This window comes from Amycolatopsis minnesotensis, assembly GCF_039529815.1.
In the GTDB taxonomy this organism is placed as follows: Bacteria; Actinomycetota; Actinomycetes; order Mycobacteriales; family Pseudonocardiaceae; genus Amycolatopsis; species Amycolatopsis minnesotensis.
Genome location: NZ_BAAANN010000009.1, coordinates 169,079 through 189,978, shown reverse-complemented (window position 1 = coordinate 189,978; position 20,900 = coordinate 169,079). Strand labels below are relative to the sequence as shown.

At 70.1% G+C, this 20,900-nt stretch carries 17 protein-coding genes and 1 pseudogene; 10 read left to right on the top strand and 8 right to left on the bottom strand.

Annotated features, from left to right (window positions below; translation table 11 throughout):
- Positions 1 to 6 precede the first annotated feature (6 nt).
- From solA to ABD256_RS13600, 5 genes are all read right to left on the bottom strand, one after another.
- On the bottom strand, positions 7 to 1,137 hold the full coding sequence (solA, locus tag ABD256_RS13620; protein WP_344417485.1) for an N-methyl-L-tryptophan oxidase: 1,131 nt from the start codon (positions 1,135 to 1,137) through the stop codon (positions 7 to 9).
- Positions 1,137 to 1,859, bottom strand: coding sequence for a GntR family transcriptional regulator (locus ABD256_RS13615; RefSeq protein ID WP_344417483.1), 723 nt, complete (start codon positions 1,857 to 1,859; stop codon positions 1,137 to 1,139). The genes solA and ABD256_RS13615 overlap by 1 nt, the downstream gene beginning before the upstream one ends.
- Before the next feature lie 432 nt (positions 1,860 to 2,291).
- On the bottom strand, positions 2,292 to 3,548 hold the full coding sequence (locus ABD256_RS13610) for an HNH endonuclease signature motif containing protein (RefSeq protein WP_344417481.1): 1,257 nt from the start codon (positions 3,546 to 3,548) through the stop codon (positions 2,292 to 2,294).
- A 225-nt stretch (positions 3,549 to 3,773) separates the two neighbouring features.
- On the bottom strand, positions 3,774 to 5,225 hold the full coding sequence (locus ABD256_RS13605) for a M81 family metallopeptidase (RefSeq protein WP_344417479.1): 1,452 nt from the start codon (positions 5,223 to 5,225) through the stop codon (positions 3,774 to 3,776).
- Positions 5,222 to 6,376 carry an ROK family transcriptional regulator gene (locus ABD256_RS13600; protein WP_344417477.1) on the bottom strand — a complete coding sequence of 385 codons (1,155 nt, stop codon included), beginning with the start codon at positions 6,374 to 6,376 and terminating at the stop codon, positions 5,222 to 5,224. The genes ABD256_RS13605 and ABD256_RS13600 overlap by 4 nt, the downstream gene beginning before the upstream one ends.
- 215 nt (positions 6,377 to 6,591) lie before the next feature.
- On the opposite strand from ABD256_RS13600, the gene ABD256_RS13595 reads away from it, so the two are divergent.
- From ABD256_RS13595 to ABD256_RS13575, 5 genes are read left to right on the top strand one after another with little or no spacing between them, the layout of a single operon-like run.
- Complete coding sequence (locus ABD256_RS13595) at positions 6,592 to 8,421, top strand: peptide ABC transporter substrate-binding protein (protein ID WP_344417475.1); 1,830 nt, start codon at positions 6,592 to 6,594, stop codon at positions 8,419 to 8,421.
- 9 nt (positions 8,422 to 8,430) lie between these two features.
- Complete coding sequence (locus ABD256_RS13590) at positions 8,431 to 9,384, top strand: ABC transporter permease (protein WP_344417473.1); 954 nt, start codon at positions 8,431 to 8,433, stop codon at positions 9,382 to 9,384.
- The gene (locus tag ABD256_RS13585) at positions 9,381 to 10,289 is read left to right on the top strand and encodes an ABC transporter permease (RefSeq protein ID WP_344417471.1); all 909 of its coding nucleotides are present in this window, start codon (positions 9,381 to 9,383) and stop codon (positions 10,287 to 10,289) included. The genes ABD256_RS13590 and ABD256_RS13585 overlap by 4 nt, the downstream gene beginning before the upstream one ends.
- Positions 10,289 to 11,920, top strand: a complete 1,632-nt coding sequence (locus ABD256_RS13580) for an ABC transporter ATP-binding protein (RefSeq protein WP_344417469.1) — start codon at positions 10,289 to 10,291, stop codon at positions 11,918 to 11,920. Before ABD256_RS13585 ends, ABD256_RS13580 begins: the two co-directional genes overlap by 1 nt.
- Positions 11,917 to 12,810 carry an ROK family protein gene (locus tag ABD256_RS13575; protein WP_344417467.1) on the top strand — a complete coding sequence of 298 codons (894 nt, stop codon included), beginning with the start codon at positions 11,917 to 11,919 and terminating at the stop codon, positions 12,808 to 12,810. Before ABD256_RS13580 ends, ABD256_RS13575 begins: the two co-directional genes overlap by 4 nt.
- Here ABD256_RS13575 and ABD256_RS13570 read toward each other — a convergent pair.
- Positions 12,802 to 13,644: an alpha/beta fold hydrolase gene (locus tag ABD256_RS13570; RefSeq protein WP_344417465.1), complete on the bottom strand. Its 843-nt coding sequence runs from the start codon at positions 13,642 to 13,644 to the stop codon at positions 12,802 to 12,804. The genes ABD256_RS13575 and ABD256_RS13570 overlap by 9 nt on opposite strands.
- 114 nt (positions 13,645 to 13,758) lie before the next feature.
- Between ABD256_RS13570 and ABD256_RS13565 the strand changes: the two genes are divergently transcribed.
- The 5 genes and pseudogenes from ABD256_RS13565 (at position 13,759) to ABD256_RS13545 (ending at position 17,916) form a co-directional block, all read left to right on the top strand.
- Positions 13,759 to 14,244 carry a hypothetical protein gene (locus ABD256_RS13565; protein ID WP_344417463.1) on the top strand — a complete coding sequence of 162 codons (486 nt, stop codon included), beginning with the start codon at positions 13,759 to 13,761 and terminating at the stop codon, positions 14,242 to 14,244.
- A gap of 123 nt (positions 14,245 to 14,367) precedes the next feature.
- Complete coding sequence (locus ABD256_RS13560) at positions 14,368 to 15,318, top strand: ABC transporter substrate-binding protein (RefSeq protein ID WP_425546444.1); 951 nt, start codon at positions 14,368 to 14,370, stop codon at positions 15,316 to 15,318.
- Positions 15,308 to 16,387, top strand: a pseudogene (locus ABD256_RS13555) (aminotransferase class V-fold PLP-dependent enzyme); the annotation flags it as partial. The gene ABD256_RS13560 and the pseudogene ABD256_RS13555, both read left to right, overlap by 11 nt.
- A gap of 93 nt (positions 16,388 to 16,480) precedes the next feature.
- The gene (locus ABD256_RS13550) at positions 16,481 to 16,936 is read left to right on the top strand and encodes a MarR family winged helix-turn-helix transcriptional regulator (protein ID WP_344417461.1); all 456 of its coding nucleotides are present in this window, start codon (positions 16,481 to 16,483) and stop codon (positions 16,934 to 16,936) included.
- Positions 16,937 to 17,007: 71 nt separating this feature from the next.
- A complete protein-coding gene (locus tag ABD256_RS13545; protein ID WP_344417459.1) occupies positions 17,008 to 17,916 on the top strand; it encodes a proteasome assembly chaperone family protein in 909 nt (302 codons plus the stop codon).
- Between the two features lie 156 nt (positions 17,917 to 18,072).
- Here ABD256_RS13545 and ABD256_RS13540 read toward each other — a convergent pair whose 3' ends face one another.
- Both ABD256_RS13540 and ABD256_RS13535 read right to left on the bottom strand, forming a co-directional pair.
- Complete coding sequence (locus tag ABD256_RS13540) at positions 18,073 to 19,407, bottom strand: DUF6923 family protein (RefSeq protein WP_344417457.1); 1,335 nt, start codon at positions 19,405 to 19,407, stop codon at positions 18,073 to 18,075.
- A 3-nt stretch (positions 19,408 to 19,410) separates the two neighbouring features.
- Positions 19,411 to 20,178 (bottom strand): bestrophin-like domain, encoded by a 768-nt coding sequence (locus ABD256_RS13535; RefSeq protein WP_344417455.1) that lies wholly within the window; start codon positions 20,176 to 20,178, stop codon positions 19,411 to 19,413.
- Between the last annotated feature and the right edge of the window lie 722 nt (positions 20,179 to 20,900).

Sequence of the window (20,900 nt, the reverse complement as noted above, 5' to 3'; positions counted from 1 at the left end):
TTCTCCCTAGGTGAATCTCGACGGGGCGAACCGCGTCAGGTCGTATCGGGTGGTGCCGTGTTCGGCGAGATCGGCGGCGATCTCGCCGAAGACCGGGGCGAGCTTGAACCCGTGCCCGGAAAATCCGGTGAGGACGGTCGCGCCGGGACTGCCGGGCACCGCGCCGACGATCGCGTGGTCGTCGGGGGTGAACCCCTCGGTGAACGTGGTGACGCGGACCGGATCGGGCCGCACGCCCGGCAGCAGCCTGGCCGCGGCCGCTGAGGCCGCCTTGAGGAACTCGACGGAAGCGTTGCGCGGCAGGCTTTCCGGGGTGTCGATGGCGGGCCAGCCGAGGTGGTGCGGGACGATCTTGACCCCGACGCCGTCGAGCACGGGGAAGCAGGAGAACCCGGCTTCGGGGTGCCTGCGCACGGCGATCGGCAGCCGCTCGGGCCGGTGCGCGGCCACGTCGCGAGCGGCGAACCAGCACGCGGTGATCAGGCGGGGTTCGACGGCGATCCCGTGCAGCAGCGGGGTGTGGCGCGCCCACGGGCCTGGCGTGAGCACCAGGTGGTCGACCTCGACGGTCGCGCCGCCCGTGGTGATCAGCCAGCCGGCGGCGGTCCTGCGGACACCGGTGACGGGGGAGTAGGGCCTGATCTCGGCGCCGAGCCGCTCGGCCTCGGCGAGCGCGGCCTGCACCGATGGCTCCGGCCGGAGCACACCCGCGTTCGGGTCCAGTACGGCGATTTCCCCGGGATCGAGGCGGTGCTGCGGAAACCGCTCGGCGGCCCCGGCGGCGTCCAGCACCTCGTGCGGCAGATCGTGGTCCTCGGCGCAGGCGCGGACGGCGACGAGATCGGGATGGTCCGGCGCGCCGATGGTCAGTCCGCCGCACAGGGTGAGGAGGTCGCGGCCCGTCGTCTTCTCCAGCTCGCGCCACAGTTCACCGGCCCGTCGCAGGAGCGGGACGTACTCGCCGCCCTCCTTGTAGATCGTGCGGAAGATCCGCGACTCGCCCGCCGAGGCGCCGCGGTCGTGCCCGCCTGCGTACCGGTCGAACGCCACCACGTGCAGTCCGCGCGCGGCGAGGCGCCACGCGGTCATCGCGCCGATCACGCCGGTGCCGACCACACCGATCCTCGGTTGCGTCATCACGGATCCCCTTCCGCGAGCACCGAATGCTCGACGAAGAACTCCATCGCGCCGGGCCGCATGAGGTACGCGCCCGATTCGGCCAGCTCGCCGTTCGTGAGCCAGGTGTAACGCCGCTGCCGGACGAGCGGGGTGGTGGTGTCCATCCCGAGCAGTTCGGCCTGGTGCGGTTCCAGCAGTATCGCGTCGAGGTACATCCGGGACCGCGCGATCGGCACCCCGGTCCGTCCGAAGTAGACCATCATGGTCAGCTCGGCGAGATCCTCGTCGAGCAGATGGGGCGCCAGCGCGAACGGGACCGCGGTGATCTCGAGTGCGAGCGGATTCTCGTCGGCGTCGAACTTCAGCCGGACGAGCTGCGTAACCGGAGTGCCACCGTCGATGCCCGGAAGGTCCACTTCGGACTCCGCCGCGGGCACCACGGCGGCGGAATGCACCGCGTGCCGCCCCGGGATCTCCGGACCGCGCAACCGCGGGTTGATCAACCGCAGCAGGTTCTCCTGGCGGACCCCCTCGGCGACGAAGGTGCCCCGGCGCCGATGGCGCACCACGAGCCCGGCCTGCGCCAGCTCGTGCAGGACCCGCTGCGCGGTGGCGCGGCTGACCCCGTGCTGCTCCCGCAGCTCGGCCTCGGTGGGTAACCGGGCACCGGGCGGCAGGTCTCCGGAGCGGATCCGCTCTTCGAATTGGGCACGGATCCGCAGGTAGAGAGGTGCTGACACCGAATGACCCTAGCAATACAACTTTTGACCGGTCAATAGTCGTCAGCGAGGTTGTCGCGGTGTCGTGCCAGGTAGACAGGGTGTCGCTCGCGTGTTTCGGCGGGCTTGCCTTGGTTCGCGTGTTTGGTGGACGCGGTGAGGGTTCCCCACGGACCGAACTTGGTGGTCGCCGTGGCTGCCGTACCCGGACGGCATCGGTAGGCGGGCAGCGTCCCGTAGCCCTCCGGTGCTGGGGAGTCGAGGGCGAGGCGGGAAGTGTGGTGGCAGGAAGCTGCTGGTCCATTGTGGACGTAATGGGTTGCTCGCCGTGCCGCGCACGGTGGTGGCGGGACGGGCGAGTAAGTCTTCCCGCGGGGGCGGGTGGTGCTGGCCCCTGTCGGGAAGACCGTCCGCTGATGCTGCCGGGTCCCCGCTGGTGTGGCGGGGTTCCGTTTAGGCGGCGCGGGGTTGGGCGGTGTGGATGGTGTTGGTTCTGGGTTTTCGCCAGGGGTCGAGGAATGCTGGTGGGGTGAATTCGGGCATGCCGTTGACCATGCGGAGTGTCCAGTCGCTGTTGTGCAGCAGGCGGTGGTGGTAGCCGCATAGCAGTACGAGGTTGCCCAGGTCGGTCTTGCCGCCCGCGTGCCACGGCAGCACGTGGTGCGCTTCGCAGTGTCTCGGTTTGCGGGTACATCCGGGGAAGGCGCATCCGCAGTCGCGGATGGCGAGCATGTACCGGATCGCTTCGGTGACCAGGCGTTTGGCTCGTCCCATTTCCAGGGGCTGTCCCTCACCGTCGAGGATGGCGGGGATGATTTTGCAGTCGCAGGCGAGGATGCGGGCTTCGCTGGCGGTGATGTCGGTGACCATGTCCAGGCACGCCTTGCCCAGTTCCTTTTTCAGGTCGTTCAGGGTGATGGTGACGATGAGGTCCGCGCGGGTGCCGCTGCGGTTGGGGGAGTCGGGGTGGCTGGCGGCGAGGGTGACCATTTCCATGAACGCGTCCCCGTTGCGCTCGGCCTGCCCGCGCACCAGCGGATTGTCACTCGGATCGTCCTTACGAGCCGCCGCGAGCGGTTCCAGCAGTGCCAGGGTCTTCGCCCCGGAGATCGGGTCGAGGTAGCCGTCGAACTTGACGGAGCCGTCTTTGCGGGTGTGCCACCGCATCGACCGTGCCGGTTCAGGGGTGTCGCGGGGTTCGGCGCCGTCGGGGTCGAGGGTGTCGCGGAGTCGTTGGCATCCTTGGGCAAGCTCCGGCATACCGGCGTTGCGGGCGAGGTCGACCAAAGTCTTCTCGGTCCTCTCCCGCTCCTGCGCCGACACGGTGGCCGGGATGGACCGCAGCGCTGCCAGGATCGCGTCCGCGTGTTGCGCCGAGATCGCACCCTCAGCCGCCGCCTGCCCGGTCAGCGGTGCGGCGGCGGGAATCTCCGCGCCACCGACACCGTGGCTGGGGTTGAGTGCGATCGCCCGCGCGACCATCTTCCGCACCGCCGCCGACGAGGTCCGCGCGATCTCGGCCACCAACGCCGTCGTGGACGCATACCCCAGTTCGCGGGAGCCGCCGTTGTCGAGGTCGGCGATGATCCGGTAGACCCGGGATTCCTGCTGCCACAAGGACATCAACTCTTCCCGCAGCGCGGCGGCTTTCTCACGCGCGGTGAGTTGCCACAGCTCCCGCTGCGGTACAAGGGAAGAAGTCTCGGACACCCCACCATTCTACCCTGCAGTCGCCCAAGTGTTCGATGCCCCATCCGGGCGAATCTTAAAACAAAGTACAAAGTAGACTAAATAGAAACCGTTGCGATAAAAGAAAAAACGCAACCGGCGGCCAGGCTAAGCAAGCCGTCCACCTACTCCAGTCCAAAGCCATCTTTAAACCGCCGCCAAACACGACGACCAGACCGCCAACGAAACAGGTCACCGCCGAACAGGTCACAACAGGACAGGCTCAAGATCTGGATCATCCATCTCCGGATCAAACGGGAACATCGGCCGTGAAATCCCCTTGTGCCCCAACCGAAGCAGATCCTGATCCACCCCACCCGGAGTCAACGCCAGCAACCAATCGGACGCCAGCTCGTACAACTCGGGCTCCAGGTATCCGATCTTCACCACGACAAGATCCACGGTCGATGGGTCAAGCCCGAGATCGGTGAAGTCGCGGACGAGGTGGTAAGGCTTACGCCGGGACGTCAGGATCGAATACACGCCGCCGCACCGGACAACCGCGATCCGGCCGCCGACGGGGTCGTCGTGCAGGGACTCCACGACGCCGGTCATCGCGACTGGTCCGCGAGGGCCGGGGTCGATTTTCCCGCCGACAGCCAAGGAGATCGTGGCGCCGGGTCCCGCCGTGGAGGCGGCAGAGACGGCCGCGGGGTCGACGATGCTGGCGTGGATGGCCGTGGAACCGGAGGAGAACGCGGGGTCGTCCAGGAGTTCGCCGAGTGACCAGGATACGTCTCCGGCGCCGCCCGCGGTGGGGTTGTCGCCGGAGTCGCTGATCAGGAACGGGCGGCGGTCGCTGGCGAGTCCCTGCCCGACGCAGAAGGCGAAGCTGCCGGTAGGGGCGACGAACGGGAACTCGTGGCGGGCGCGCCAGTACTCGGTGGCCAGCGAGCGCGCGCTTTCCACGGCGAGTGCGGCGTCGTCGCCGGTGACCACCACCGCGGCCTGGCAGCGGGGTTCGTCTGCCCACGCGTAACCGACCCAGACCGCCGCGTCCAGGATTCCTTCCCGCGCCTCGATTTGGGGGATGCGGGCGTACAGACCGCTTGCCGGTTCCAGCCGGGTGCTGGTCTTCTCGCCGGGCAGCAGCACCGGCACCGGCACCCACGCCTTGTGCGGCCTGCCGCCGGAGGCGAGCCGGTCGACGAGGTTGCGCGCGGCGCGTTCCCTGGTCTCCCAGGTGTCGACGTGCGGCGCGGTGCGATAGCAGGTGAGCAGGTCCACCGCGGTGGCGAAGCCGCGCGAGACGTTGCCGTGCAGGTCCATCGACGTCGAGATCAGCGCCTCGGGCCCGGCGGCGGCGCGGACGGCGGTGGCGAGATCGGCTTCGGCGTCGGTCATGCCGACCACGCTCATCGCGCCGTGGATGTCGAGCAGGATCCCGTCGAGCGGTCCCGCCGAGGCCAGCCGCGTCAGGATCTCGCCCTTCAGCTCCGCGTAGACCCCGGATTCCACCGCGCCGCCGGGAAGGGAGACGGCGTGCAGCAGCGGCGCCCATTCGGCGCGCTCGCCCAGCTCGCCGGACAGCCAGGCGTACCGGGCCAGGAGGTCCGCGCCCCTGGTCACCCTGAACGCGTCCAACCCGGTCCGGTGCGGGGAGAACGTGCTGCTTTCGATGGCGATCCCGGCGATCCCGATGCGCGGTTTCGACGTCACGGGCGGTCCTTTCGATCAGTGGTGGCAAGGGCGTGCCGCAACGCGAGGAGCCCGGCGCCGAGCACGCCGGCGTCGACCCCTGCCGCGGCGACGCCGATTTCGAGATCCTGCGTCACGATGGGAAGGCAGCGCTCGTACAGCGCGCCGCGCACCGCGGCGACGTACGGCTCGATCGTGGCGAGCCGCCCGTACAGCAGCACCGCGTGCGGGTTGACGAAGTTGACCACAGTGGACAGAACCTCGCCGAGCCCGCGGCCGGCGAAGCGGACCAGTGAGGTCACCGACGGGTCGGCATCGGCTGCGAGCTCCGCGATCCGCTTGGTGCTTTCGACGTCCATTCCCTTGTCCCGCAGGGTGTCGAGCAGCGCGGCGCCGCTCGCCACCGTCTCGAGGCAGCCGGTGTTGCCGCAGCTGCACGGCAGCTCGCCCGCGGCCGAGACCCGGACGTGGCTGACGTCGCCCGCGACACCGTGCGCGCCGCGGTGCACGACCCCCGAGGAGACGAGCCCGGAGCCGATCCCGGTGCCGGCCTTGACGACGAGCAGCGTTTCGTGTTCGCGGCCTCGCGCGTGGTATTCGCCGAGCGCCACGATGTTCGCGTCGTTGTCCACCGTTACGGGGACACCGAACGCCTCCGCGAGCCGGGCCTCGACGGAGTAGCCGTGCCAGCCGGGCATGCGCGACGGTCCGGAAACCCGCCCCGCGTCGACCGGGCCCGGCAGGCCGACCCCGACGCCGATGAGCCGTCTCCCGGCGAGTCCTTCGTGCGAGGTGAAGTCCGCGGCGATCGACCGCAGCTCGGTGAGCACGGCGTCCGGTCCGGCGGCGATGTCCAGTTCGTAGGCGGCGGTGTGCACGAGTTCCCGCGCCGGGGTCATCGCGCCGACGCGCACGTGCCGGGTGCCGAGATCGGCGGCGAGCGCGAACCCGCCGTCGGTCCGGGGCCGCAGGAGACGGGGCCTGCGTCCGCCGCGGGAGGGGCCTTCGCCGGTTTCGGACACCAGCCCGGCGTCGATCAGCTCCTGCACCCGCAACGAGGCGGTGGACCTCGCGACGCCGAGCACCCTGGCCAGATCCGAACGCGACATCGCTTCGCCGGTGGAAACCAGCCGCAGGATGTGCGCGGCCGACCCCGGTTCTTCGACGGTCATTCTCGTCTACTTTGTTCGAACATCGAATCAAGTTCCTTTTGCTGTCCCCGGCCTGCGGAGTATCACTTGACCAGTGATGCTAACGGTTTCTGGGACAAAACGGCAGGCCGTCAGGGAGGCAACTTAATTCGAAGAGTCTCTTGTTTTGATTCGATTCCGGGCTTAAGGTCTGCGTTCACCGGCGATCCCTCCTGACCTTCCCCACTGGAGATGCGATGTTCCCGATGCCTCAAGGCCGTTCTCCCCGGCGCCGAACCCTGGCCGCGCTCGCGGCGGGCTCGGCGGCACTCGTCGCGCTCTCCGCGTGCACCGGCGCGTCCTCCGGGTCCGGCGGCGGCACGCCATCGGAAGGCGGCTCGGTGAGCTTCGCGCTCCCGCCGAACGCGACCCCGAACTGGATACTCCCGGTGGGGCTTCCCGGCTACCTCGCCACCTACAACTCGTCGATCCAGCACGAGATGTTCGTGCCGCTGGTCGACTTCAACGGTTCCTCCGGTTCGGTCGCGCTGGACCCGAAGGCGGGCGCCGCGAACCCGCCGAAGTACGCGCCGGACGGCAAGTCGGCCACCATCACGCTCAAGGACCTCACCTGGTCCACGGGTGCGAAGGTGACCAGCCGCGACGTCGAGTTCTGGTTCAACCTGGTGCGCGCCAACAGGACCAAGTGGGGCGGCTACTCGAAGGGGCGCATCCCGGACAGCGTCACCGAGTTCAAGGCGGTGGACGACAAGACGTTCACGCTGACCTTCGACCAGGCCTACAACCCTGAGTGGTACACCGCGAACCAGCTCACCTACGTCGTCCCGCTGCCGCAGGCGGCGTGGGACAAGCAGAGCGCGGACGGCCAGGTCGGCGACTTCGACCGCACCGAGGACGGCGCGCGCAAGGTCTTCGACTACCTGACCGGCCAGGCGAAGCAGATCGCGAACTACAACACCGATCCGTTGTGGAAGGTCACCGACGGGCCGTTCGCGCTCAAGGAGTTCACCACCGGCGGCCAGGTCACGCTGCAGAAGAACCCGAAGTACACCGGCCAGGATCCGGCGCATCTCGACACGGTCGTGTTCAAGCCGTTCACCAGCGCCGACGCCGAGTTCAACGTGCTGCAGTCCGGTGGCCTCGACTACGGGTACATGACCTCGGCGAACCTCGGCCAGCGCGGCGCGCTCGAAGCGCGGAACTTCAAGGTGGACCCGTGGCGCGGCTGGGCGGTCACCTACATCCCGTACAACTTCAACAACCCGCAGGCCGGTCCGGCGTTCAAGCAGCTCTACCTGCGGCAGGCGATCCAGGGCGCGGTCGACCAGAAGTCGATCGCCAAGAACATCTGGCGCGACATGGCCACGCCGGGTCACGGGCCGGTGCCGCAGGACGACAAGTCGGAGTTCCTTTCCGAGGCGCAGCGCAACGCGCCGTACCCGTTCGACATCGAGAACTCCAAGCGCCTGCTGGCTTCGCACGGCTGGCAGCCAGGTCCGGACGGTACCCTCGCGTGCGCCTCGCCCGGCACCGCGGAGAACCAGTGCGGTGCCGGGGTGGCCGCGGGCACGCAGCTCAAGCTGACGCTGCTGACCGAGAGCGGTTCCAAGGAAACCGACAACATGATGCTGGAGCTGAAGTCCGCACTGTCCAAAGTGGGCATTTCGCTCGAGGTCAAGCCGCAGCCGCTGAACACCGTGCTCGGCAACAGCGTGCCGTGCACGCCGGAGCAGAACGAGTGCTCGTGGCAGCTTTCGTTCTTCGGCACCCAGGGGAGCTGGTACTTCCCCGCCTATCCCAGCGGTGACCGCATCTTCGCGAGCGGCGCGTCGTCGAACCTCGGCAACTACACCGATCCCAGGACCGACGAGCTGATCACGGCGGCGCTGAAGTCGCAGGACCCGGACGCCATGCGCAAGTACGGCGAGTACGTCACGCAGCAGCTCCCGGTGATCTGGCTGCCGAACCCCGTCTACCAGATCTCGGTGCTGAACAAGAAGCTGCAGGGCGTCACGCAGGACCCCCTCGCGGGCATGCAGGTCCAGCGCTGGTACCTCACCAAGTAGGGGCGAAACGTGCTCAAGTACCTGCTTTCGCGGGTGGGGCAGGCGGTCGTGGTGATCTTCGTGGTCACCCTGATCGTGTTCTTCCTGCTCCACCAGATCCCCGGCGGGCCCGCGCGCGGTGCGCTGGGACTGTACGCGACCCCCGAGCAGATCGCCGCGTTCAACCAGGCGCAGGGATTCGACCGGTCGCTGCCGGAGCAGTACGGCCGGTTCCTGCTCCGGCTGCTGCAGGGTGACCTCGGCGACTCGTTCACGCTCAACCAGTCCGTCGGCGACCTGATCGCGCAGCGGCTGCCGAAGACGCTCGTGCTGACGGTGCTGTACGTGCTGGTGGCACTGGCGATCGCGGTGCCGCTCGGGATGTGGCAGGCGCCGCGGCGCGGCAGGGTCGCCGACTACGTCACCACCGGCGTCACCTTCGTGCTCTACTCGACCCCGGCGTTCTTCCTGGCGTTCGTGCTGATCATCGTGTTCTCCCAGACGATCCCGCTGTTCCCCGCGCAGGCGCCGCAGTCGGACACGCTCGCCGGGATCTTCGCCGAGCCGGGTGCGCTGGTGCTCCCGGTGGCCACCGGCGCGGCCGCCACGGTCGCGGTGTTCAGCAGGTACATGCGGTCGTCGGTACTGGACAACCTGAGCGAGGACTACGTGCGCACCGCGCGGGCGAAAGGCGCGTCGGAACGCCAGGTGCTGCGCCAGCACGTGCTGCGGAACTCGCTGACTTCGGTGGTCGCGATGCTCGGCTACTACATCCCGAGGGTCTTCGCCGGCGCGATCGTGATCGAGTCGATGTTCAACTACCCGGGGATGGGCCTGCTGTTCTGGAACGCCGCGCAGACGCGGGACTACCCCATCCTGCTCGGCGTGGTGCTGGTGATCGCGATCGCCACGGTGGCCGGCTCGCTGCTCGCCGACGTCGTGCAGGCGCTGATCGACCCGAGGACGAGGAAGGCACGGGTATGAAGGAGGAGGCACTGCCCGAACCGGACGCACTGTCCGAACAGGACACGGCGCGCGCGGAGGGCCCCGGCCGTCGCAGGCTGCGGCTGTTCCTGCGCAACCGGCTCGCGAAGACCGGGCTCGGCATGCTCGTCGTGCTGGTGGCGTTCTGCTTCCTCGGCCCGCTGCTCCACCGGACCGACCAGGTGCACACCGCGCTCGCGGACGCGCACCTGCCACCCGGTTCGCCAGGCCATCCACTCGGGACGGACGACGTCGGGTTCGACCTGCTCGGCAGGCTGATGTCGGGCGGGCAGACCTCGTTGACGATCGGGCTCGCCGCCGGGTTGCTGGCCACCGTGATCGGCACGCTGTGGGGCGCGGTCGCCGGGTACGCCGGCGGCTGGGTCGACGCCGTGCTGATGCGGATCGTGGACGCGGGGATCGCGATCCCCGCGCTGTTCCTGCTGCTCGTCGCGGGCACCATGGTGACACCGAGCACCGGCATGCTGATCGTCGTCATCGGGTGCGTTTCCTGGCTCGTGCCCGCGAGGCTGATGCGCGCGGAGTCGCTCGCGCTGCGGTCGCGGTCCTATGTGGAGGCCATGCGGCTCTCGGGTGGCACGGGACTGCGCGCGATCGGCAAGCACATCGTGCCCAACGCGATCGGCACCGTGATCGTCAACGCCACGTTCCAGGTCGCGGACGCGGTGCTGCTGGTGGCCTACGTCAGCTTCCTCGGGCTCGGGGTGCCGCCGCCTGCCGCGGACTGGGGCGGCATGCTGAGCCAGGGCCTTTCCTACACCTACGACGGCTACTGGTGGCTGGTCTTCCCACCGGGGATCCTGATCATCGCGACGGTGTGCGCGTTCAACTTCGTCGGCGACGGCCTCCGTGACGCCTTCGACGTGCGCTTGAAGGAGCGGTGATGGGCGAGCGGGTGCTGGAGTTCACGGGGCTGGAGATCGGGTTCGCCACGGCGCAGGGCGTCACCGAAGCGGTCAAGGGGATCAGCTTCGGGGTGCGCCCCGGCGAGGTGGTCGCCGTGGTCGGGGAGTCCGGTTCCGGCAAGAGCGCCACTTCGCTGTCGGCGCTGGGCCTGCTGCCGTCGACGGCCACTGTGGACGGCAGCGTGGTGCTGGCGGGGGACGACCTGCTGAAACTGTCCGAAAAGGACTTGCGGGCGCGTCGCGGCGACGACATCGCGATGGTGTTCCAGGAGCCGATGACCGCGCTCAACCCGCTCCGGACGATCGGCTGGCAGGTCGCCGAAGCACTGCTGCTGCACCGGGAGCTGTCCACAGCGGACGCGAGGGCGCGCGCGGAGGAACTGCTCGCGCTGGTGGGGATCGACGAGCCGGGGCGAAGGCTCGACCAGTACCCGCACGAGCTTTCCGGCGGGCTGCGCCAGCGCGTGATGATCGCGATGGCGCTGTCGTGCGAGCCGAAGGTGCTGATCGCCGACGAGCCGACGACCGCGCTCGACGTGACGGTGCAGGCCGAGATCCTGGACCTGCTGCGGCGGATGCGCGACGAGCTGGGCACCGCGATCGTGCTCATCACGCACAGCATGGGCGTGGTCGCCGATCTCGCCGACCGGGTGGTCGTGCTCTACCGGGGCGAGATCGTCGAAGAGGGCGACGTGCGCCGGGTCTTCGCCGAGCCGTCGCACGACTACACCCGCCGCCTGCTCGCCGCGGTGCCGCATCTCGGTCGCGCGCCCGCGCGGGTCGTCGAGGCGAAACGGGCGGACGAGCCGCCCGCGCTGGTGGTGCGCGATCTCGTGGTGGACTTCGCCGGGCGGCGCGGTGCCGGGAAGTTCCGCGCGGTCGACGAGGTCTCGTTCGAGATCGCGCCGCGCGAGGTGCTCGGGCTGGTGGGGGAGTCCGGTTCGGGGAAGACGACCGTGGGCCGCTGCGCGGTGCGCCTGCAGAAACCGTCCTCCGGCCGGATCGAAGTGTTCGGCACGGACGTCGCCGGCCTGCCGCCGAGGAGGCTGCGCGAGGTGCGCAAGCGGATCGGCATGGTGTTCCAGGACCCCGCGTCCTCTTTGGACCCGAGGATGACGGTCGGCGAATGCGTCGCGGAACCGTTGGTGCTGGGGAAGAGCGGGAGCAGAGCGGCACGGGAGGCCAGGGTGGCCGAGCTGCTCGACAGCGTCCGGCTGGAGAAGGCCCACCGCGACCGGTACCCGCACGAGCTTTCCGGCGGGCAGCGGCAACGGGTGAGCCTCGCGCGGGCGCTGGCGATGGACCCGGCGCTGCTGGTCGCCGACGAGCCGACGAGCGCGCTCGACGTTTCCGTGCAGGCGGCGGTGCTCGACCTGCTCGGGCAGCTCCAGCGCGAGCTGGGGTTCGCGTGCCTGTTCATCAGCCACGACCTCGCGGTGATCGATCAGCTCGCGGACCGTGTCGTGGTGATGCGGAAGGGAAAGGTCGTCGAACAGGGCACCAGGGACGAGGTGCTGCGCACGCCGAAGGAGGACTACACGCGGCGCCTGCTGGCCTCCGCGCCGGTGCCGGACCCGGTGGAGCAGCGGGCCCGGCGGGAGAGCAGGTGAGCTGGCTCGGTGTCGACATCGGCGGGACGAAGGCGCAGGCGGTGGTCGTCGACGACGAACTCCGCGTGCTGACCGCGCGCCGGGTGTCCTCCGGCGCCAGTTCCGGTGCCGACCGGATGATCGGGACAGCGCTCGACCTGATCGGCGAGCTGCTCGCCGAGTTCCCCGGGGTGCTCGGCGTCGGTGTCGGCGCGGCGGGCGTGATCGACCCCAGCTCGGGAATCGTGACGGCCGCGAGCGGGACTTTCCCGCAGTGGCAAGGGAAGTCGCCCGCGAAGCTGCTCGAAAACGCGCTCGGCCGCCGCGTGGTGGTGGAGAACGACGTGAACGCGTTCCTGCGCGGCGAGGTCAGCGCGGGCGCGGCGCTCGGTGCGGAGCACGTCATCGGGATCACCGTCGGCACCGGGATCGGCGGCGCGCTGCTGTCCGGCGGGGCACTGCTGCACGGCGCGCACGGCGGTGCGGGCGAAATCGGGCACACGCCGGGGTTCGGCGCCGAGCTGTGCACGTGCGGGGCACGCGGGCATCTCGAATCGGTGGCCGCGGGGCCGTCGATCGCCCGCCGGTTCGCCGCGCGCGACGGGCGCGCGCTCGGGCCCGCCGAGATCGCGGAACTGGCCAGGCACGGCCATCCGACGGCTCGCGAGGTCTACGCGGACGCGGGTGCCGCGCTCGGGCAGGCGATCGCGACGGCGGCGACGCTGCTGGACTGCCGGAGCGTGGTCATCGGGGGCGGGGTGGCCGCCGCGTGGGACCTCATCGAGGCGCCGTGCCGCGCGGTCGTGGACTCGTCCGTGCTCGCGTCGAACCGCGGGCTTTCGATCGAGACCGCACGGCTCGGCGCGCTCGCGGTGGCGGTCGGCGCGGCCGCGCTCGCCAGGTCAGCGTGATCGCGTGGCGGTGAAGTGCTCGGCGAGCAGGCTGGTCAGCGCTTCGGAGGCTTCTTCGGGAACCCAGTGCGAGACGTCCTCGAACATCTCGAACCGATAGGCCGCGTCCACCCACTTCCCGGTGTTCAGCGCGGCCGTCGAACCGAACGCCACGTCTTCGGTGCTCCACACGTACAGCGTCGGCACGGTCGTCTTGCCGATCTTCCCCGACGGCCTGCCCGCGCGGTACCAGTTCAGCGCCGCGGTGAGCGCGCCCGGTTCGGACAGCCGCCGGAGGTACTCGTCGATCTTGCTCGGTGACACCTTCCACTCGAACATGCGCCGGATCGCTTCCCCGCCCTCGGCGAGCATGCGCTGTTCGGTGACGCGGGTCTGCCGCCACTCGGTCAGGTACCCCGACCGCAGCTGCTGGTCCTCGTCCTCGCGCAACGCTTCGGCGAACGCGCCGGGATGCGGCGTGGACACGGCGGTCAGCGTGCGCAGGCGATCGGGGTGCTCGTCGGCGGTCCACCAGGCGACCGCGCCGCCCCAGTCGTGGCCGACCAGGTGGAACCGGTGCCAGCCCAGCTCGTCGGCGATCGCGACGACGTCGCCGACCAGCTCGCCGATGCCGTATTCGGCCGGGTTCTCCGGCCGGACGCCGGGGGAGTAGCCGCGCTGGTCCGGTGCCACCGCGCGGAAGCCCTGCGCGCCGAGCGAGCCGACCTGGTGCTCCCAGGAGATCGCGGCCTCGGGGAAGCCGTGGAGCAGCAGCACCGGGCTGCCGTCCTCGGGACCTGCGGCGATCGCGTCGAAGCTGCCCGCCGCGGTCGGGATGCTCAGGTGTTCGGTCACGCACCGGAACCTAGCGCACGAAGGGGTGGTGCTCGCGACGTGTTCGGCGACTCAGCGTTTCCGGTCCGTCTCAGTGGGTATCCCTCCGGGGAGACGTGAGCGAGGAGGTCACCGGTGAACACGAACGCGTACATCACGTTCCTGCTGATCGGCATCGTGCTGGTGGCGGTCGACGGGCAGATCATCTACCACAGCGGGCGCCGCTACCTGGAAAACTCCTACGGCGCTCCCGAAGCGGGCGCCTCGATGGCCAGGCTGGTCGCGGTCATGTTCCACCTCGCCGTGCTGGGCATCCTCGCGCTGCTGTCCCTGATCAGCTTTGGCGGTGACGAAAGCAGCATCCCGTCGGTGGTCGGCAAGCTCGGGCTCCTGCTGCTCGTGCTCGCGGCGGCGCACGGCATCACACTGGCCGTGCTGTCCAGGATCCGGGACGAGCAGGTCGGCGAGAACCTGGTCGCGCGCAAGCAGGGCGTGACCGGTGACGGGCGGAACAGCACCGTGAACCCGGTGAGCCCCGGCACCGCCGACCCCACCAGGCCGAGCGTGAGCCCGTCGCTGGAGCACGGCGCGCCCTATTCCGCGCCCGGCGAGGGCCGCTGACCGCGAAGAGTCCTTTGTGGAGGCCGCGACCCCGCGGCCACCCCGCCCGTTGACGCCTCCACCGGCCGGTTGTACGGTCTCCGCGCACAGCCGAGGGCCGTAGCTGGCCGTGGAGGTACATCCGTGGCGATCCCGCCGGTGGCGTTCGTCCGCCGTGTCGGCGTGCTCGTGCTCGTGGTCGTGGTTGCGGCACTGGGCCTGATCGGCTGCGGCGGCGCGGAGGACACCGCGGCACCGAGGCCGAGCCCGATCCCCGACACGAATTCGATCGTTTCCGCCGTCGTGAAGGATCCCGCCCTCGCCGCGGCGCTGCCGCCGCAGGTGGCCGGATCCGGCTCGCTCCGCCTCGCGACGAACCTGCAGTCGCCGCCGAACAACTTCTACGCCGCCGACGGGCGGACCCCGATCGGCTACGAGGTCGACATCGCGAAGGCGATCGCGGCCAAGCTCGGCGTCCGGGTCGAGCACCAGGACGCGGACTTCTCCTCGCTCATCCCGAGCCTCGAATCGGGCCGGGTCGACCTCACCATGGCCGCCATGAACGACACCAAGGAGCGCGAGGCCAGGATCGACTTCGTCGACTACTTCACCTCGGGCATCACCATCATGGTCCGCAAGGCGAACCCGGAGCAGATCACCGAGCCGGACGCGTTGTGCGGCAAGGCGGTCGCGGCCGTGCAGGGCACCAGCAACCAGCGCTTCGCCGCCGAGCAGAGCACGGAGTGCGCGCGGGCGGGGAAACCCGCGGTGACGATCGAGGCGACCGACAGCGACGCGCGCAGCGAGGACGAGCTGAAGACGGGCCGGGTCTCCGCGGTGCTCAACGACCTGCCGAGCGCGAGCTTCGCGGCGCGGACGGTGGCCGACGGCGCGGCCTTCGACGTGGTGCCGGGCCAGCCGCTCAACGGCGGGCCGTACGGCATCGGGTTCGCGAAGTCGAACCGGCAGCTCGCCGACGCGGTGCGCGGCGCGCTGCAGGCACTGATCGACGACGGCACCTACGACCGGATCCTCACCGCGTGGGGGCTGCAGCAGGGCGCGTTGCGGAAGGCGGCGTTCAACGGTGCCCCCTGAGGCGTACCTCGCCCAGTTCACCGAGCCAGCGGGATATCTCGACTTCGGCCGGTTCGGGCCGCCCTCGCGCGCGGTGCTCGACACCACCGCGGACCTCCTCGCGCGCACCGCGGTCGCCGGTCCGTCCACTGTGGACGAACTGATGCGGCAGGAGCAGCGGGCGAAGGAGGTCGTCGCGCGGCTGTGCGGCACCGGGCCCGAGCACGTCGTGCTGCTCCCGAACACCAGTCTCGGGTTGTTCCAGGCCGCGTTCAACACGCCGGGCGGTGAGGTGCTGGTCGCCCCGGCCGAGTTCCCCGCCAACGTCTACCCGTGGGTGCGCGCCGAGGAGGCGGGGCTGCTGCGCGTGCGCTCGCTCGGCGCCGGGCAGGTGACCGCGGACAAGGTGCGCGCGGCGCTGACCGCGGAGACGACCGCGGTGTCGCTGAGCGCGGTGGACTTCCGCACCGGGTACCGCGCCGATCTCGCCGCGGTGCGGGACGCGGTGGGCGAGAAGCTGCTGGTGGTCGACGGCATCCAGGGCTTCGGCGTCGTCGACGAGCCGTGGGAAGCGGCCGACGTGCTGGTGGTCGGCGGGCAGAAGTGGCTGCGCGCCGGATGGGGCACCGGGTTCGCGGTGCTGTCGGACCGCGCGCTCGACCGCCTGCGGCCGGTGCTGTCGGGGTGGACCGGAGTACGGGACGCCGGTGTGTTCGACGGTGAGATCCATCCGGTGGCCGACGGCGCGCAGGCGTGGTCGATCAGCAATCTGAGCCCGGTGACCTCCGGTGCCTTCGCCGCGGCGCTCGAACTCGTGGAGGACACCGGGACGGCGGTGATCGGCGCGCTGATCGAGCAGCGGGTGCGCGCGCTGGAAGAGGCGCTTTCGGCCGCCGGCGCGGAAATCGTGTCGGCGACCGGGCGCAGGGGCGGGATCCTCGCCTTCACGGTCCCCGGTGTGCCTGCCAAGGAGGTGGGCGCGCGGCTCGCCGCCGCCGGGATCACGGCGACCGCGCGCCACGAGCACGTCCGGCTGACGCCGCACGCGTCGACCCCGGAGTCCGCGGCGGACCTGGTGCGTTCCTCGCTGGCCTGAGCCGGAGTACGCTGTACGCAGCGCTGTCAATTACCGGCGCTTTCAATAGTTTCATGCGCCTGCTATTCGGGTGGAAGAGGGTGAGCCGTGTCACTGGCCGATGACGCCGTGGAGGCGCGCGCGCAGGGCTGGCGCACGCTCGCCGCCCTGCACGCCCGGATCGAAGACCGGCTCGAACGCGAACTCCGCCGTGCGCACGAGCTGTCCGTGAGCGAGTACAGCGTGCTGGACGTGCTGTCCCGCCAGGACGGCTTCCACCTGCGGATGAACCAGCTTTCCACGGCCGTGGTGCTGAGCCAGTCCGCGACGACGCGCCTGGTCACGCGGCTCGAAGAACGCGGGCTCCTGCAGCGCTACCTGTGCCCGACCGACCGCCGCGGCGTCTACACCGAGGTGACCCCCGCCGGGCACGAACTGCTCGCCGCCGCGCGGCCGACCCACGACGCCGCTCTGGGGCAAGCGCTCGACAAGGCCGTCGAGCTGCCCGAGCTGGCGCCGCTCGTGCACGCGCTGTCCGCGCTGACCTATGGGGAAAAGGTCTGAGACTCCCCGGAATTCCTCCGGTGCGTTCGAGCGTTGACCTAAGGTACGGGCAGTCGAAAACTGGAGGCAGTGTGCTGGACCCCGAGGATCTCTACGAGGTGGATTCGGACGTCCCCGACCTGACGGGGGCCGTCCTGCTCCACTCGCTCGACGGGTTCGTCGACGCGGGCTCCGCGGGCCGTCTCGTCACCGAACACCTGTTGAGCGCACTTGACCACCGGGTGATCGCGCGGTTCGACGTGGACGCGCTGATCGACTACCGCTCGCGCCGCCCGCCGATGACCTTTTCGGTGAACCGGTGGACCGAATACGAGGCGCCCGAGCTGGTCGTGCACCTGCTCCACGACCAGGACGGCACGCCGTTCCTGCTGCTCACCGGCCCGGAGCCGGATCAGCGCTGGGAGCGGTTCGTGGCCGCGGTGCGCACGCTCATCGACCGGTGGGGCGTGCGGCTCACCGTCGGCTTCCACGGCATCCCGATGGGGGTGCCGCACACCAGGCCGCTCGGCGTCACCGCGCACGCCACCAGGGGCGAGCTGGTCAAGGGCCACCAGCCGCTGTTCAACCGCGTGCAGGTGCCCGGCAGCGTCTCGGCGCTGCTGGAGCTGCGGCTCGGGCACGCCGGGCACGACGCGATGGGCTTCGCCGCGCACGTGCCGCACTACCTCGCGGCCGTGTACCCCGCCGCCGCGGTCAGCATGCTGGACGCGCTCGGCGAGGCGACCGGCCTGGTCCTGCCCGCCACGGACCTGTCGGAGGCCGCCGAGCAGGCGGACGCCGACATCAACCAGAAGGTCGCCGAGTCCGACGAGCTGAGCGAGGTGGTCGCGGCGCTCGAGCGCCAGTACGACGCGTTCACCGAGGCGTCGAGCCGGGAGAGCCTGCTGGCCGAGTCGGTCGAGCACATGCCGACCGCCGACGAGCTCGGCTCGGCGTTCGAACAGTTCCTGGCGGAGCAGAGCCCCGGTCAGCAGGACTGACCGGGGCTCTGCCCGGCCCGCGCCTGCCGGGATGCCGGCCTCCACGTCGACGTCGATGCTGTTGCTGCCCACCGCGTCCAGCGCCTTGACCGGCAACGACAGCGACTTCGGCATCGATGTCACGAAGCTCCCCGCGGACCTGCGCCGCTGAGCGGGTCAGCGCGACCGGTGCCGTGCGGCGTTGCGGGACACGGCGGCCGCGCCGATCGTCAGCAGCAGCACCGCGACGCCCCACCGGCGCTTCTCCTTGGTGCGGTCGAGCCGGGTCGGGCCCTCTTCGGCGGCCTTGCTCGGCGTCGGGCGCGCCTGCGCCGACTTCGTCGGGGGACGCGGTGACGGCTTCTCCGGTTGGACCGGGGCGACCCGTTCCGCGGTCGGCAGCGGTGGCGGCGGTGGCGCGGGCGGTGGCGGCGCCACCGGTTCCGGTTCCACCGCGGGCGGCGGGACCGGAACCGGCGGCGGTGGGGGAGTCGCCTTCGGCGGTGGCGGCGGGGCTGCGGTCGTCGAACTGGGCGGCGTGGTCGGCGGTGGCGGTGGTGGCGGCGGTGTCGTCGGTGGAGGAGGGGTTGTCGGCGGTGGCGTCGTCGGCGGTGGCGTCGGGGGTGTGGTCGGCGGCGTGGTCGGGGGAGGGGTGGTCGGCGGTGCCGGTGCGGCGAAGCAGCCCGCACCGTCCGAACTGGACAGTTCAGGGCCTGCCCCGATCTCTTCCGGGGTGCCGTTCGGCCGCACCAGGTAGCGGCGGCTGCGGCCGTGGACGTCGTTGGCGAGCACCGAAAACGTCCCGTCGCCCATGGCAACGACGGAGCCGTACGCCGAGCTGGCAGGCAGCCTCGGTCCCGGCAGGCGCCGCACCGCGCCGCTCACCGGGTCGAGGCTCACCAGCGAACCCGGCGCGTGCGCGTCGGCGGCGACGCCGACGAGCAGCCCGCTGACCGGATCGAGGTCGAAGTCGTCGACGGCGGCGGAGAGGCCGAGCGGGCGCAGTCCGCGCACCTGCACCACGCTCAGGTAGCTCGGGCTCGCCGGATCGACGTCCACTGTGTACAGTGTGCCGATTCTCTTGACATACCAACGATTTCCGACGATCGCACCGGCCGTCGCGCTGACGAGTGCCGGGCCGAGTCCGGGACGCGGGCCGCGGCGGACCGGGCCGCGGTCGCGCACGGTGCCGTCGCGGGCGATCGTGACCACCCTCGGCGCACCCGGTGTCGGCCACCGGCTCGCGAAGTCCGCGAGACCGTAGGCGAGGTCCTGTCCCTTGGCGTAGCCGAGCGCGTTGACGCGGTAGTCGAGCTTGCCCAGCGCGGTGACCGCGCCGGAAGGCAGCTCGACGCGGTTCGCCGAGGAGAGGTCGGTCGGCCTGCGGGCCTGCACCTCGATCGCGGTGCAGCCGGTGGGTTCCCGCGCACCCGCCGCGGTGGGCAGGAACGCGAGCGCCCCGAGCAGCAGCGTCGAGGCGGCGAGCGGGAAGGCGCGGCGCGCGGGTGGCACTGGTCAGCGCAGCCGGTCGAGTGCCCAGTGGAAGGCGTCTGGTTCGATCTTCGTGCCGCCGGCATAGGGGTTCTGCAACTGGTAGATCGCGAACAGCAGTAACGTGATCGTGCCGGCGAGGGTGGACACGATGATGATGTGCGTGATCGGTCTCGTCCCGCCGAACAGGTTCGGCAGCAGGGTCGTCACCACGCTGCCGAGGATCAGCACGAACCACAGCACGACCCCGAGACCGCTCTGCGCGGCGCCGGTGATGCGCTCCTGCCGCGCCTGGTAGACCTCCCAGAGCTGGTTCGCGGACTCGGTCTTGCGGTCGGTGGCCCAGTCGTCCCCGTCGGGGATCTCCGCGCCGGCCACGGTGTCGCGGAGCCGGTCGAGCTGGGCCCAGCCCTCGCTGTCCACCGTCTTGCCGTCCCGCATCTGCGGCCACTCGACGTCCTGGACCGTGCGCGCGTATGCCGAGGCCTGCTCGCGGACTTCACCGCGCGTCGGCTCGGGCAGCGCGTCGGCCGCCCAGGACGCGGCGACCGCCGCGTTCGCCTCCTTGAAGGCACCGTCGCGCGCCGCGTCGACGGCGTCGAACTGGGAAATGAGCACGAACGCGACGATCACCGCCTGCAGACCGCTCACGATCGTGAACACCTGGCCCGCCGCGTCGTTGTTGTCGGGCCTGCCTTCGTCGAGTCCGAACCGCCTTACCAGATAGGCGCTTCCGGCACCCGCCGCGGCCGCGCCCACCACCCAGAGGAGACCGCTCAGGTAGATGCTCATCGTGGCCTTTCGCCGGTGCTGCGCGTCGCCCGAAATATCCGCCCACGCCGATTATCCGGCGATGGGACGTCGTTAGTGACCGAAGTTAGTCAGCCGCTGCCGGTGTGGACAAGTCACGATTCGACAATTCATCCAGGTGATTCTCAGCAGGTGCGAAAAATCACCGTCGCGGCCCAGTCGTCGGCTTATTGACCCGAGGGAGTTCACGGGGAAAAGGTACAAACTGGACCCGGGGTGAGCCATCCGGGCTATGGTTTTGATTACTGTCGGTGACGGTGGCGCGGTCGGCCCTTTGATCCGCGGCGGTTTCGCGCGTGATGGCCGCGACACGCCGCCGACGTGCAAGATCATCAAATATAACGTCGTTTGGATGTGTGCTGTGACGGCATTCGCCCGGGATTCATCCCCCGGATGTACGTGCCTGGCGGCGTTCGAGTGGCCGCACGAGTGGCTACACTGCGTCTTCTCTACTGTGAGTCGCTCTCAGTGCTGGATGTAGTGAATCGGCACGAAGTAAAATTCGATTAATCGGTGCGCTGGCCGCACTTTCGGGTGACTGTACGGTCGATCTGGGCGGTGCTAGCGTCGGGTCCCGTCGACGTTCGAGAATAACGGCGAAAACGAAGTCAATCGTTTTCCAATTCCGTGAGCATCTCGTTTTATGAACCCTTGCATCGTGTCGATTCCCTACCTGTGCCCTGAGAAAGATTGGTGGTATCCGC